The organism is Alteromonas sp. ALT199, from assembly GCF_018619335.1.
Lineage (GTDB): Bacteria > Pseudomonadota > Gammaproteobacteria > Enterobacterales > Alteromonadaceae > Alteromonas.
In genome coordinates this window covers 1-15,408 of sequence record NZ_JAHHDX010000164.1, presented here as the reverse complement: position 1 = coordinate 15,408, position 15,408 = coordinate 1, and the positions used below count along the sequence as shown (strand labels likewise).

The 15,408-nt window shown below is 44.0% G+C and carries 11 protein-coding genes and 1 pseudogene; 8 read left to right on the top strand and 4 right to left on the bottom strand.

Features of this window, described 5'->3' with window-relative positions:
• Positions 1–27: 27 nt before the first annotated feature.
• Positions 28–1,683 (top strand): FapA family protein, encoded by a 1,656-nt coding sequence (locus KL866_RS18990; RefSeq protein ID WP_025254928.1) that lies wholly within the window; start codon positions 28–30, stop codon positions 1,681–1,683.
• 81 nt (positions 1,684–1,764) lie between these two features.
• On the opposite strand, the gene KL866_RS18985 is transcribed toward KL866_RS18990, so the two are convergent.
• The 4 genes from KL866_RS18985 to KL866_RS18970 form a co-directional block, all read right to left on the bottom strand.
• A complete protein-coding gene (locus KL866_RS18985; protein WP_251140178.1) occupies positions 1,765–3,204 on the bottom strand; it encodes a diguanylate cyclase in 1,440 nt (479 codons plus the stop codon).
• Positions 3,205–3,308: 104 nt separating this feature from the next.
• Complete coding sequence (kynU, locus tag KL866_RS18980; protein ID WP_214996501.1) at positions 3,309–4,544, bottom strand: kynureninase; 1,236 nt, start codon at positions 4,542–4,544, stop codon at positions 3,309–3,311.
• Positions 4,534–5,658, bottom strand: a complete 1,125-nt coding sequence (locus KL866_RS18975; protein ID WP_251140177.1) for a S9 family peptidase — start codon at positions 5,656–5,658, stop codon at positions 4,534–4,536. Before KL866_RS18975 ends, kynU begins: the two co-directional genes overlap by 11 nt.
• Before the next feature lie 93 nt (positions 5,659–5,751).
• Positions 5,752–6,927, bottom strand: coding sequence for an acetyl-CoA C-acyltransferase (locus KL866_RS18970; RefSeq protein ID WP_214996497.1), 1,176 nt, complete (start codon positions 6,925–6,927; stop codon positions 5,752–5,754).
• 351 nt (positions 6,928–7,278) lie between these two features.
• On the opposite strand from KL866_RS18970, the gene KL866_RS18965 reads away from it, so the two are divergent.
• From KL866_RS18965 to KL866_RS18935, 7 genes and pseudogenes are all read left to right on the top strand, one after another.
• Complete coding sequence (locus KL866_RS18965; RefSeq protein ID WP_025254924.1) at positions 7,279–7,686, top strand: MerR family DNA-binding transcriptional regulator; 408 nt, start codon at positions 7,279–7,281, stop codon at positions 7,684–7,686.
• Positions 7,683–8,852, top strand: a complete 1,170-nt coding sequence (locus KL866_RS18960; RefSeq protein WP_025254923.1) for an isovaleryl-CoA dehydrogenase — start codon at positions 7,683–7,685, stop codon at positions 8,850–8,852. The genes KL866_RS18965 and KL866_RS18960 overlap by 4 nt, the downstream gene beginning before the upstream one ends.
• A 245-nt stretch (positions 8,853–9,097) precedes the next feature.
• Positions 9,098–10,705: a carboxyl transferase domain-containing protein gene (locus KL866_RS18955; RefSeq protein WP_214996495.1), complete on the top strand. Its 1,608-nt coding sequence runs from the start codon at positions 9,098–9,100 to the stop codon at positions 10,703–10,705.
• A gap of 11 nt (positions 10,706–10,716) precedes the next feature.
• Positions 10,717–11,517 carry an enoyl-CoA hydratase/isomerase family protein gene (locus KL866_RS18950; protein ID WP_025254921.1) on the top strand — a complete coding sequence of 267 codons (801 nt, stop codon included), beginning with the start codon at positions 10,717–10,719 and terminating at the stop codon, positions 11,515–11,517.
• A complete protein-coding gene (locus KL866_RS18945; RefSeq protein ID WP_214996493.1) occupies positions 11,507–13,525 on the top strand; it encodes an acetyl/propionyl/methylcrotonyl-CoA carboxylase subunit alpha in 2,019 nt (672 codons plus the stop codon). Before KL866_RS18950 ends, KL866_RS18945 begins: the two co-directional genes overlap by 11 nt.
• A gap of 4 nt (positions 13,526–13,529) precedes the next feature.
• The gene (locus KL866_RS18940; protein WP_285801350.1) at positions 13,530–14,426 is read left to right on the top strand and encodes a hydroxymethylglutaryl-CoA lyase; all 897 of its coding nucleotides are present in this window, start codon (positions 13,530–13,532) and stop codon (positions 14,424–14,426) included.
• A gap of 418 nt (positions 14,427–14,844) precedes the next feature.
• A pseudogene (locus KL866_RS18935) lies at positions 14,845–15,408 on the top strand (transposase); the annotation flags it as partial.

Below are 15,408 nucleotides of genomic sequence, written 5' to 3'. Positions count from 1 at the left end.
TACACGCGCGTAAGGGAATAAGAAGTCATGAATGGCGTCACAATAAGCTTCGACAAATCAAGAACCTACATAAACATTATGCTCAATCCTTCTGAGTTTTCTTCGGAGGTTGATATTCGTGAAGTAAGAAAGCTGTTAGAGAATGGCGAAACTAAGCGACTTTACGTTTCAGAAAAAGCGTTAAAATCGGCCTGTGAGACGGCAAACCATTACTTCAAAACCGGTGATGGAACCGTGGTTCAAGAGCGTATAGGTGAACGAAAAAACGCAGAAATCGAATTTCGCGTACCTGAAGACGGCATGGTCGCTAACTTAGTTCTAACTGCGCCTTACGGTGGCAAACTTCCTTCCCTTGCGACAGTTAAGTCGTTAGCTGTTAAAAATAGAGTAATTCGCGGCGTCAGCACTAAGAAAATAGACGCAATGCTAAAAGCGGCAAGAAGTTCAGCTCCTGGTACAGTGTTAGAAGAAACCATTGCTAAGGGACTGCCTGCCCGAAATGGTAAAAACTCCAAATTCATCCCTCTTGTCCCAAATGCGCTCGAACGAATACTTAAACCTCAAACAAATGAAGGTGCACGTGTTGACATGCGCAACCTAGGCGAAGTGATTTGCGTGAAAATAAACACGCCAGTTCTGCGCCGCACACCGCCTACACAAGGGCGTTCAGGCTTTGACGTAAAAGGAAACACGATATCGGCCGTTCAGGGCGAATGGGTAGATTTCAAAATGGGTTCTGGAACAGTGGTTTCGGATAGCGACGCGAACCTATTAATGTCGTCAATTTCGGGAATGCCTAAATACCGCGACCAAATTATGAATATCGATGACACCTATATCTGTAACGGCGTAAACGTTGGAACAGGCCATGTAAACTACGAGGGTGCGGTATTGGTAAATGGCGATGTCACTGAGAAAATGCAAATTAAAGCGGCAGGTGATGTCACTATCAACGGCTTTGTAGAATCTGCTTATATTGAATCGGGTGGCGACATTATTATCACCGAAGGTGCCATGGGTAAGGTGAACGATAAGCAAGGTGACTTTCAGTGCAAACTTGTAGCCGCGGGAAGCATCCACGTTCAGCACGGCCAAGGTATCGACATTCAATGCAGTGGAAACATTACCGTAGGTAGACAACTTGCCTACAGCCGTCTTCGCTGTGGAGGCGCTGTCATTGTCGGGCAAATTGATAAGCCAATGGGCAACCTGTTTGCCTGCGAAATCGTAAGCCAAGACCGCGTTGAAGCAGGAACGCTCGGCGCAGTATCTGGAAGTACGCTCAAAGTTGATTTTAGCCCGGGCTTTAATCAATTGCTAGAACGTAAAGATTCACTGGACGAATTACTAAGACAAATTCGCGAAAATAACTTAAAGCACAAAGAGAAAATTGAACTTATTAAGTCCAAGAAAATTCCCAAAGAACTACAACGTAAAGCCGCTGAAGCCCTTGAGCTTTTCAATAATGAAAGTGCACTGCTTGAGTGGTTAGAAAACAAAGCGAACGACGTTAAATTGGCAAAAGAGCACTATCAATCAGACATTAAGCTTATTGCCAATAAAAGACTCTACCCAGGTGTTTCAGCCAAATTAAATAACAGAAATTGGCGCTCTGAAAGAGAATACGATCGCGCCCAAATTTACTACGATTCCCATCAATGGCATTACGAGCCGATAATTTGATCAACCTTCAGTCTTGGGAAAACCTCTTTCCCGAGGCTAAGATTTTTGTATTTCTAAGCTTCGCGTTTCGGTATTACTCTTCTACTGAGCAACACTTACATTACCAAAGCCTTGCCGTTTAGAATGATACAACGCTTTTATGGTCCGTTCTAACCAATCTGGGAACTCTTCAGCATCTCGTAATTCTGACATGCCTATCGCTATTTTGAACTTATCACTTAAAAGATGGTGTATCGCAAGACACTCCAATAACCTGTCTGCAAGAATTTTTGCTGAATCTAATTGTGTTTGGGGGCAAAGCACAACGAACTGCTCTCCATTAAACCGTGAAACAATATCGACATCTCTTACGGTATTAAGACAGCTTTGGGCTACAGCTTTCAATACATCTTCTCGAATGGCTGGGTTATGAGAAAATAAATCTTCATCGGTAGGCACTAGATCAACTGCAATTAATGAAGCGGTAGTATGAAAACGGAGATAGCGTGAAATCTCTTCTTCCGCGCGTTGGATCATGTGATTGCGATTATATAAACCCGTCACAGTATCGTGGGCAGAAAGGAAGCCTAATGTTTTGTTTTTCTCTAACAAATTGGCTTGGAGCGCAGTTATCTCTTCATTTTTTTGCTGAATAATTCGCTTGTAACCGCCTACATGTCGATTCCTCGATATTAGCCATAACAACCCAATCAAAACAATAGCTGTACTTAGAACCATCACAGTATAGTTGCGGCTGTAACGAATCTGTACGTTATTCCACTGTTTGTATATTTCGACTTTCCGCGTCTCTGGAATGCGTTCAATTGCAGAGTTAAGTTTATCTGTTAGGTAGCCATATGACTTGTTTATGCCAAAAGCAAGAGAATCAAAAGGCTCAGCGTAGCCAACAATATCTAAATCTTCTAGCTTCAAGTTATTGATATGCATATTAACGCTCATCAACGAACCGACCATAACATCAAATTCACCGTTTACGAGCTGCTTAAGCCCTTCTTCTTCAGAAGGGATAAGTTTTAGCCGCAACCCGGGATAATGACGAGAAATATACTCAACTTGACGGTATCCCTGCACAATTCCCACTGTGCGATTTCCAATTCCTGAATAACCTTGCAGCATAGGCATTCCGAATCGAGCTACCAATACATTAGGCGCTTCAAAATACGGTACGCTAAAATCTAAAAATTGCTTGCGGTAATTGGATGTGTTCATCATGGGTATGACCTGACACTTACCTTGTTGAACGAATTCTAAGCTTTGCTGCCAGCTTTGTGTTGGAACGAGCTTAAACTGAAGATCTGCAAGTTCAGCGATAAGCTGCATATATTGCGCTGAAATGCCGACGTGGATACCGTTTCTTATCGCTTCATATGGAGCCCAATCGGGGTCGATACAATATGTTACTTCGTTTGATTTTTGAAATGCTAATGATTGCTCAGGCGCCGCTTGTAAAAACGCACTAGAAAACAACGCTCCAACGAACAATACTGTGTAACGAAGATATTTTTTTATTATTGTTTTCAACCACACACCCAAGAAATGTAAACACATCAACATCAAGTCAATCGCGAAGTATTAAGCGTAAACTCGAAAAATGCAATAAATTAGCTTATTCAATCGTTCTTTAACTATGTTACGTGCTGTTTTTGCTTAAAAGCAGCCTTATCATAGTGTTTCTCTCTCATGATGGTAGTTAATGAACTTATCGCGTTTTCGATATCAGCGAAACTTAAATACAGCGGAGCAAAACCAACACGTAGGATGTCTGGAGCACGAAAGTCAGCAATAACCCCTTGCGCAATCCACGCCTGACAAATTGCATATGCATGTTCGTGTGCAAATGCTATTTGGCTTCCTCTATTGTCAAGAGGCGGGCTTACAACCTTAAGTTCATCTAAAAGGCCTTCTCTTTTGGCTTCAGCGATGAAAAAAGCCTGTAGTTTTTTAGATTTTTCATCAATAGCCCTTAGCGACACATCGTCAAACACATCAAGTGCGGAATCTAAGATACTCATACCAATAATACCCGGCGTACCACACAAATTTTGTTTTACCGAGGTATCAGGAACGTAATCAGGATTAAACGAAAACGGCGAATGATGGCCCATCCAACCAGATAAAGGCTGGTTATATGAGCCCTGATGGCGGCGAGCAACATAAATAAATGCTGGGGCGCCTGGTCCGCCATTTAAATACTTGTAAGTACAACCAACAGCGAAGTCTACGTTGTATTCATCTAGATGCACGGGAAACGCTCCGGCACTGTGCGCTAAATCCCACAGCGTAAGAATTCCCATCTTATGCGCCTTATCAGTGATATCTTTCATATCAAGCTTCAAGCCACTTCTGAAATTAACCTGAGTCAACATAAGAACCGCGATATCGTCGCTAAGCTGGGCACCAATACTATTTTCGTCTATGTACCGAATGCTGTATTCATCGCCCAGCAAATCGAGTAAACCTTGAACCATGTAAATGTCAGTAGGAAAATTATCTCTCGTGGTGGCGATGACTTTTCGTTCAGGGTGCATTTTTAAAGCAGCGCTAAGCACTTTAAATAAATTAATTGAAATAGAATCGCAGCATATTACCTGTCCTTGCTTGGCACCGATCAGCGTGCCAATTTTATCGCCCACCTGCTGTGGTAGTGTAATCCACTGGTGTTCATTCCAACTTGTAATAAGTCCTTCACCCCACTGAACTTTTACCACCTCACTAGCCCGCTTTTCGGCGTTTTTCGGTAAGGGGCCAAGTGAATTACCATCCAAATAGATAGTATCGTTTGGCAAAGAGAAAGCGTCTGCTTTGCTGGAAAGTGGATCTTTCTCATCAAGTTGCTTGGCAGAAAAAACCTTATTTATCATGTTCACCTAAAACCTCAAGTAAAGCATCGAAGGATGTTGATTCAGGGTGTAGCCAGTCGAAATGACCACCATTCGTTACTATTCTATTTTTTGCACCGACCATTGCCGCGTGGTGTTCGGGCACAATGCTATCTTGGTTACCCTGAAGTAATATTACAGAAGGCTGGATATCTACAACACCAGGAGTTGCCATTTTATAAGCATTAAATTTATCTTCGGGCATCCCGCCCATAAATTTAGGTGTAGCGGTCTGACAGCTGTTTTTTCCATGAGCGTATCTTTGCATATCGGTGATAGCGGCGAGCCCTACCACTTGTTTGATGCTAGCACCAATATCACTGCCCGATAACTGCTGTGCGGCAAGTAAGCCAAGGTGCCCACCTGCAGAGTGACCTACCACAAAAATGTTGCGGCTTTCGCCCATTGCTTCAATTTTTTCTATTGATGCTTTTACTGCGTTTATTACATCTTCTAGGCTACCAGGCCATCCTCCGCCCTCGTCGCCTACACGGCGATACTCCATTGCGTAGACACCCACCCCTAGCTCTGCCAACGCATAATAAAACCCTTTGGCATGATCATAACCATAGGCATTTAGCCAACATCCACCATGAACAAAGATAACGACGTTCCCAGCAAACTGATTTTTAATCCCACCGCGGCCGTGCCACACATACACTGTCTGCAGCGTGTCTTCGCCATAACTGAACTTCGAATCATGCTCTCTTGTTGGTAAGACACCCAACGCTGAATAAGGCACTTGAGTCAGCATCCGTGTTTTTTTATTTGCATGAACATCGTCTTTGGCATTCGCATGGGTGTCTTTCGAAGCTTCCTTTAAGGACAACTTAAGTTCGTTATCATGGATGTCTTCGTTATTCGAATTTGTTTGCGTGACACCCATCATAGATAACGCAACTACAGCATCTATAATTGTCGCCGAGTTCGGATGGGGGGCTTTCGAATCGGAATTTAATTCACTGGGATGGGTGTCTATGTAATTTAATTGACTATCCACTTTCTTCAGTGGCGTCGCGTGGGTATATAGTGCAGGTAAAAAAGTCAATAGCGCTGCTAGCGTCAATGTGCAAGTGGGCTTGAGGGAGGATTTCATAATATTCATTTTCGTTCTAATTAAAACATAGAGTACCGACTAAGTGACGATACTCTATGATTAATTTTTTGACATATTTGCAATTGCTTCTGCCTATAGCATTTCAACTGCAAGAGCTACACCCTCGCCACCGCCAATACACAGAGATGCGATGCCTTTTCGGCCGCCGCGTTGCTTAAGCGCGTGCAGCAACGTTACCAAGATACGCGCGCCAGACGCACCAATTGGGTGACCTAATGCGCATGCGCCGCCTTTCACGTTTACTTTACTTTCATCTAGTCCAAGCTTCTTAACTGCCAACATGGTGACCATAGCAAAGGCTTCGTTAATTTCGAATAGATCGACGTCTTCCTTTGTCCAACCAGCTTTATCCAGCACTTTTTCCATAGCACCAACAGGCGCTACGGTAAAGTTTTCAGGCTCGATAGAATTAGTAGCGTGAGCAACCACGCGCGCAAGCGGTGCTATACCAAGTTCTTTTGCTTTGCTTTCACTCATTACAACCAAAGCAGCAGCGCCATCAGAGATTGAGCTTGAGTTTGCAGCTGTGACCGTACCGTCTTTCTTGAATGCGGGCCTCAGTGTTGGAATTTTCTCAGGGCGTGCTGAACCGGGGCCCTCATCGGTATCAACAACGGTATCGCCCTTTCTAGAGGAGATGGTTACCGGCACTATTTCATCAACAAACGTACCGCTATTTATCGCTTCATGCGCTTTTGAAAGCGAGCTTAGCGCAAATTCATCCATTTCGCCGCGAGATATATTTTCTTCATCAGCCGTATCTTGCGCGAAACACCCCATCGCTTTTCCATCATAAGCATTTTCTAGCCCATCAAGCATCATGTGATCGAGCACTTGACCATGCCCCATGCGATAACCCGTTCTTGCTTTAGGCAACATGTATGGCGCATTACTCATGCTCTCCATTCCACCCGCTACAACTGCAGTTGCACTGCCCGCTTTTATAAAATCGTAGGCCATCATTACCGCTTTTAAGCCCGAGCCACATACTTTGTTAATAGTTGTCACACCAGCGCTTAATGGAAGCTCCGCTCCCAATGATGCCTGTCGTGCAGGTGATTGCCCGAGACCTGCAGGTAATACACATCCCATGATGACTTCGTCAATTACAGAGACATCCATCCCCTCACAGGCTGCTTTAATCGCAACTTCTCCAAGTTTGGTCGCAGCAAGTGAAGACAAATTACCATTGAAACCACCCATTGGTGTGCGCTTAGCCGCGACAATAACTACTGATTCGTTACTCATAACTGTGCCTTAAAATTTATTCAAATTATAAAGTTAAGTGAAGAAAGCTACTTAGATGTATACAAAAGTAAACACCGCTAACAGCTACAAAGCCTTGCCTTCACCATGAAAAATTGACGTTAGCAAAATGTTACTTTACCTTAACGTAAAATGTAATTAACGTTAACGTAAACCTGTACTAAGTATGTGTCAACTAAACACTACGTTTTAATATAGCGGTATGTAAACCCATCTACCTTAAAACGATACTGCTGTTGCAATGACACCCAACCTACTACAGAAAATTTAATTACAAAGACACCCACGTTAAAACAAAGGTGTTCGACAGCGCTGAAATACAAGGTACGTGTAATGAGCAAGTACGATGACGAAACAACATATGCAATTGGCGAACTCGCTCGAGAGTTTGATATTACTCCTCGTTCAATTCGTTTTTACGAAGAGCAAGGGCTTATGTCACCGTCAAGAACGGGACAGAATCGAGTTTATCTGAACAAAGATAGAGTGCGCTTAAAGCTAATCTTGCGAGGAAAACGACTCGGATTTTCCCTTGCTGAAGTCAAAACACTGTTCGACATGTACGACACTAATCCCAATTCGGCTATTCAGTTAGAAGCCATGCTTGAAATGACTGAACAAAAAAGAGCGGTGCTCAGACAGCAATTAGAAGATATACAGATGTTAATGACTGAACTAGATGATGTTGAGGCACGCTGCCGAGAAGAACTCGCAGAACTAAAAAGAGGAAATATCGCATGAATACCTCCTACCCTACTCTAAATTTTGGACTTGGCGAAGACATTGAGATGTTACGTGACCAAGTCTATCAATTTGCACAAAATGAGATTGCTCCTCTGGCAGAACAAGCGGATGCAGATAACCAATTTCCAAGTCAATTGTGGACTAAGCTTGGTAATATGGGTCTATTGGGTGTAACCGTTTCAGAGCAATACGGCGGCTCTGATATGGGTTACCTTGCGCACACTATAGCAATGGAAGAAGTTAGCCGTGCATCAGGTGGTATCGGGTTGAGTTACGGTGCCCACTCAAACCTTTGCGTTAATCAAATTTTCAAAAATGGGAACGACATCCAGCGTGAGAAGTATCTTCCTAAGTTGGTAAGTGGCGAGCACATTGGCGCACTAGCGATGAGCGAGCCTAATGCGGGCTCTGACGTTGTTAGCATGAAATTGAAGGCCGAAAAACGCGGTGACAAGTACATCCTTAATGGCAGCAAGATGTGGATTACGAACGGGCCTGATGCACATACTTTTGTTATTTACGCAAAAACCGACTCTAACGCGGGTGCCAAAGGGATCACAGCGTTTATCGTTGAACGCGACTTTCCGGGCTTTAGCCGCGCGCAGAAACTTGACAAACTCGGTATGCGCTCTTCCAACACGTGTGAATTAGTGTTCGAAGATTGCGAAGTGCCATCTGAGAATATTCTTGGTAAAGAAGGCGAAGGTGTGCGCGTCCTCATGAGCGGTCTAGATTACGAGCGTCTTGTTTTATCAGGCGGCCCACTTGGCATTATGCAGTCATGCATGGACATCGTGGTTCCCTACATTCACGACCGTCAACAGTTTGGCCAATCAATTGGTCAATTCCAGCTGGTACAGGGCAAAGTGGCTGACATGTATACACAAATGAATGCAGCACGCGCTTATGTCTACACGGTTGCACAGTCTTGCGATCGCGGTGAAACAACGCGAAAAGATGCGGCTGGCGCTATTCTTTACTCAGCTGAGCTGGCAACAAAAATGGCATTAGATGCCATACAGCTACTTGGTGGCAACGGTTATATCAACGAATATCCGACTGGACGCCTATTACGCGATGCAAAGCTTTATGAAATTGGCGCGGGAACGTCTGAAATTCGTCGAATGCTTATAGGCCGCGAGCTTTTTAACGAATCTAAATAACACGGCTTCAGGGTGAAAAGTAACTTCTTTTGAAACAAGAAAAATTAGACGTTCCTTGTCTTATAGAAGTTAGCAAGACACCCACCCTGTCCCATATCAGATAGATTTACGAAAGCTAAAATTTATTAATAGGCTAATAAATTTCAAAGACACCCACTGTAGTGAAACCGCTTAGCATGGGTGTCTTTCTAACTATTGGTAAACGCGACAATCGTCGCAAATACCCAACACCACAAGGAGGGGTTATGCCCGTTCTTCGCTCAAGTATAAATACGAAATCAGAAACATTTATCGCAAATGCTGAACATATGCAGGCTCAGGTGAATGATCTTCTCGAAAAAATAGAACAAATTTGCCAAGGTGGTGGCGAAAAAGCAGCTGAGCGCCACGTCTCTCGAGGGAAGCTACTACCTCGAGATCGAATTAACGCACTCATTGACCCAGACACGCCTTTCTTGGAAATAGGCCAGATGGCAGCATGGGAAGTATATGAAGACTATGTACCTTGTGCAGGGGTTGTTGCCGGTATAGGTATTGTTGCTGGTATCGAGTGCATGATTGTAGCTAACGATGCTACCGTCAAAGGCGGGACTTACTACCCTCTCACTGTGAAAAAGCATCTTCGAGCTCAAACCATTGCAGAACAAAATAACTTGCCTTGTATTTACTTAGTGGATTCCGGTGGTGCTAACTTACCTCGCCAAGATGATGTTTTCCCCGACAGAGAGCACTTCGGCCGTATTTTCTTCAACCAGGCGAATATGTCTGCAAAGAATATCCCTCAAATTGCGGTAGTAATGGGTTCCTGTACAGCAGGTGGCGCTTACGTTCCGGCTATGGCTGATGAAAGTATTATCGTTAAAGAACAAGCGACTATTTTTCTAGGTGGCCCACCGCTTGTTAAGGCTGCAACAGGTGAAGTGGTTACCGCAGAAGAGCTTGGCGGAGGAGATGTTCACACTCGTATTTCTGGGGTTGCTGATCACCTTGCCAACAATGACCATCACGCACTTTCTTTAGCCCGAAATACTGTTTCTAGGCTAAATAGAAAGAAGCCAAACGCCCTAGACTTAGCCGAGGTGAAACCTCCGCGCTACGACACCAAAGAAATTTACGGCATAGTGCCAGCTGATAGTCGTCAGACATACGATGTAAGAGAAATCATTGCTCGTATTGTCGACGACTCTGACTTTGACGAGTTCAAACCGCTTTACGGTACAACCCTAGTTTGTGGTTTTGCGCGCATTTTCGGCACCCCTGTAGGCATTGTTGCCAATAATGGCATACTTTTCGGTGAAAGTGCGCTTAAAGGTGCTCATTTTGTTGAACTATGCGCCATGCGAAAAATCCCGCTCGTATTTTTACAAAACATCACCGGCTTTATGGTGGGTAAGCAATACGAGCATGGTGGCATTGCAAAACACGGCGCTAAAATGGTAACCGCAGTAGCATGTGCGAATGTACCTAAACTCACTGTGCTTATCGGCGGAAGTTTTGGTGCGGGTAACTACGGCATGTGCGGCAGAGCCTATGACCCACGCTTCCTATTCATGTGGCCAAATGCTCGCATCTCTGTAATGGGCGGTGAGCAAGCCGCAGGTGTTCTCGCACAAGTAAAACGCGACCAAAAAGAGCGTTCAGGCGAATCTTGGAGCTCAGAAGAAGAGAGAGCATTTAAACAGCCCGTCATTGATACCTACGAAAAGCAAGGACATCCATACTATGCATCTGCAAGGCTTTGGGACGATGGCGTTATTGACCCGGCAGATACACGATTAGTGCTTGGGCTATCGCTGTCAGCGACACTAAACAAGCCTATCGAAGACACCCAATTTGGCATATTTAGAATGTAGGAGTTCGGGTTATGGAACAATCAATTATTTACAGCGTAGATGAACGAAATATCGCCACTGTCACATTAAACAGGGCTGAAAAACATAATGCCTTTAACGATGAAATGATAATCGAGCTGACTCGTTTATTTAAAAAAGCGGGCGAAGACTCAAATGTAAGGGCGCTTATTTTAAGAGCTGAAGGTAAAAGTTTTAGTGCAGGCGCCGACCTTAACTGGATGAAAAAAATGGCCAGTTATACCGAATCGCAAAATGAAAGTGACGCGCTTGCATTAGCTACAATGTTGCAAACACTCTATAAAATGCCGAAGCCAACAATAGCTAGAGTGCAAGGCGCAGCTTTTGGCGGTGCCGTTGGTTTAATTGCCTGTTGCGATATTGCCATTGGAAGTAAGCTAAGCAAATTCTGCTTAAGTGAGGTCAAAATTGGCCTTATTCCAGCAACTATAAGTCCATACGTTGTTGAAGCAATGGGGACACGTATGTGTCGACGCTACTTTCAAACCGCTGAAGTATTTTCTGCGCGCAGAGCGAGGCGACTAGGGCTATTGAGCGAGTCAGTTACCGAAGACGAGCTGGATAGCACTATAGATGACATTGTATCAAAGATACTGAAAAACGGCCCAAAAGCAGTAGCCGCAGCAAAAGACTTAGTGCAATGGGTGTCTAAGCAAGAGATTGACGATCCCCTTCTCACACAAACAAGCAAACTTATTGCACAAGTTAGGACTTCTGATGAAGGTCAAGAAGGTTTGTCAGCCTTTTTAGAAAAGCGCAGGGCGTCATGGGTGGAGGTACAAAATGATAAATAAACTACTAATTGCAAACCGTGGCGAAATAGCCTGCCGCGTTATAAAGACAGCCAACGCACAAGGTATTAAAACCGTAGCTGTTTATTCAGACGCCGATGAGAATGCACTTCATGTACAAATGGCTGACGAAGCAGTTTTTTTAGGGCCATCTCCGTCAAAAGAAAGTTACTTACGTGGTGAACTCATTATTGAGAAAGCGAAGGAACTTGGTGTAGACGCGATTCACCCAGGTTACGGTTTTCTCTCTGAAAATGCTGAGTTTGCAAACCTCTGCGCAAAAAACAGCATTATCTTTGTAGGCCCACCGGCATCTGCAATAGAAGCAATGGGTTCAAAATCTGCCGCGAAGCACATCATGGAAAAAGCAGGCGTTCCATTGGTTCCAGGCTATCACGGCGACGAACAGAGTGAAGCGGTGTTGAAAGGTGCTGCCGATGAAATGGGCTACCCAGTGCTTTTAAAAGCTGCAGCTGGTGGCGGTGGTAAAGGTATGCGCCAAGTTTGGAACGAAAAAAAGTTCTCTCAAGCCTTAAACGCGGCTAAACGTGAATCGATGGCTAGCTTTGGTGACGACCACATGCTAGTTGAAAAGTACCTAACTCGCCCTCGCCACGTAGAAATTCAAGTTTTCTGTGACACCCATGGTAACGGTGTATATCTTTTCGAGCGTGATTGCTCGGTTCAACGCCGTCACCAAAAGATTATTGAAGAAGCCCCTGCTCCTAACATGTCTCAGTCAGTGAGAGAAAAAATGGGCGAAGCGGCGATATTGGCAGCGAAAGCAATTGATTACGTAGGTGCAGGAACCGTAGAGTTCTTACTTGATGAAGACGATTCATTTTACTTCATGGAAATGAATACGCGCCTGCAAGTTGAACACCCTGTGACAGAAATGATCACCCAAGAAGATTTGGTTCACTGGCAATTAACTATCGCCGATGGCAAGCCCCTTCCTAAGCAACAAAATGAACTCACGCTAACAGGACACGCATTCGAAGCACGTATCTATGCTGAAGATCCTAATAACGAGTTTCTCCCTTCTACTGGTACACTTTGTCTGCTGCGTACACCAAAAGAAAATGAAGCTGTTCGGGTCGACACAGGTGTTGTCGAAGGAGATCAAGTAAGTGTTTTTTACGATCCAATGATTGCCAAGCTTGTTGTGTGGGGTGAGAACCGCGAGATAGCACTCAACCGACTCATCAATGCGTTAGGTGACTATTATATTGACGGTGTAAGCACGAATATCGACTTTTTAAAACGTGTTGCAACTCATCCAGCATTCGCCTCCGCCGAGCTTACAACCACGTTTGTGGAAAAGCATCACGACTCCTTGTTTAGATCTACAGTTAACAATGAAGCCAGCGATGACACCCATGTTAACGTCCCGACTATGGCATTACTTTCGCTTTTAAACAGAAAGATTTCCGGAAATACTAAAACCCCAACGGTGTGGTCATCTGCCGGCGCGTGGAGAGCTAATTCAAAACATACCGAAACCATCACCTTGCTTTACAACCATGAAGAAGTACGAGTTGAAGTGAAACATCAACTTCACGGAACTGAACACGCTTGGGAACTAACGCAAGATAACAAACACTACGAAGTAAGCGGTAAAATCGTAGATAGCGTGCTGCAAGCCACAATTAACGGATACAAATCGACATTTAATTTTTCATACAATGATGATGTGTTCACTCTTTTTAACAAAGACACCCATGCTAAGTTCAGTGTAGTTTCAGCATCGCTAGGTGATGATAGCAACGATAGTGATGGTGCAAACTTCAGTGCTCCCATGAATGGAACTATCGTTGCGCATTTAGTAGAAAAAGATCAGCAGGTTAAAAAAGGTGAAGCCATCTTAGTCATGGAAGCGATGAAGATGGAGCACAGTATCATTGCCCCACACGACGGCTCAGTAGAAGAGTTCTTCTTCACCCCAGGTGAATTAGTTGATGGTGGGGCCACGCTATTGGCATTTTCGACCAAAGAAGCCACCGAGGTTTAAGATGATGTTTCCTACCCAAGTAAGCATTGTTGAAGTCGGTCCCCGAGACGGCCTTCAAAATGAAAAGCAGGCCTTGAGCGCCGCTCAAAAGATAGAGCTTATAAGACTTCTCTCACAAACTGGCCTTAGCCGTATTGAGGCAGGGAGCTTTGTGTCGCCTAAATGGGTGCCGCAAATGGCAAATTCAGATTCGGTTTTTAAAGCTCTAAGTTCAGAAGCTGATATTCGTTATTCTGCATTGACCCCCAACCTCAAGGGCTTGGAAGCAGCTATAGAAGCGGGAGCGAAAGAGGTTGCTGTATTTGGCGCAGCCTCTGAGTCTTTCTCGCAAAAGAATATCAATTGCTCAATTAGCGAAAGCCTAAAGCGTTTCGAGGCAGTATTTGACCTAGCCAGCAAAAACAGCATAAAGGTTAGGGGCTATGTATCATGCGTTATGGGTTGTCCTTATGAAGGTAAAATCTTACCAAATGCAGTTACGCAGGTAAGTAAGGAACTGATCGGCATGGGATGTTACGAGGTTTCGCTTGGCGACACAATTGGTGTGGGCACGCCCAAAGCCACAAGGTTGTTACTCGATGATGTACTAAGAGAAATTAGTGTCAGCAAAGTCGCAGCCCACTTTCACGATACTTATGGACAAGCACTAGTGAATTTATACACGGCGCTGGAATACGGTGTTTCAACCATCGACTCGGCTGTTGCAGGCTTAGGAGGTTGTCCATATGCGAAAGGGGCAAGTGGTAACGTCGCTACTGAAGATGTCGTGTACATGTTAAATGGCATGGAGATTATGACAGGCATCGATATGGACAAGTTGCTTGCAGCATCATCGTATATCTCTAATGTTTTAGGGCGCCCGCCCGTATCGAAAGCAGCTAATGCACTTTTACTTAAATAGCCTTTCTTGAATGGGGGTCTGTAAATTCATACCCCTATCTTATATAGACATCCACCTTAAACATTGAAAGAGTTATTGCGCTGGGTGTCTACATACCCATCATATCCACTAAGAGCAACAGCCACGCACTCTTTATCTTTTAATAAAATTGTTCTTTGTCCTTCCGGAAACCACAAGGTGGGGGACTTTAAGCACTATTGGTAAGCTATTTTTTAGGTTGGGTGTCTTTATAATTTTACTCTAAGCTAATTTTCTAGGTTGGGTGTCTTTGTAACTTCTATCAATGTAAAAGATTTACTTTTAGCTCAGATACATCAGTAATAACAACATCTAAAACCGTCCTTTTATTCAGGTCACAGCGTCGTTTACACAATGGTAAAGTCGTAATATATAAAATGACCTTGATGAATGATCAAATATGGCACAAAGTAGAAAATCACTAATTAGCCTTCAAGACACGCCCTACTACCACTGTATTTCTCGCTGCGTAAGGCGCAGTTATCTTTGCGGCTATGATCGCAACACTAATGTAAGTTACGAGCACCGAAAGTCGTGGGTAGAAAAGAGGCTTTTGTTTTTAAGTAGAATTTTTGCCATAGATATTTGTGCGTACGCAGTAATGAGTAACCACGTTCATGTCGTTTTGTGTATAAATAAAAACGTCGCTACTTCCTGGACCACAGACACCGTTTTAAGACAATGGCATAAGATGCATAGAGGTACCCTTCTCACCCAAAAATATGTTAAGGGCGAATTGCTTAGCGATAGTGAGTTGGAGACAATAAAAACTACCGCAGAGGTGTATCGAAAAAGACTTTTTGATATGAGTTGGTTTATGAGGAACCTGAACGAGTTTATCGCAAGGAAAGCCAATGAAGAAGATAACTGTACGGGTAGATTTTGGGAAGGCAGATTCCGTTCACAAGCGTTGTTGACGGAAAAAGCTCTTCTATCATGCATGGCTTATGTTGATTTAAACCCA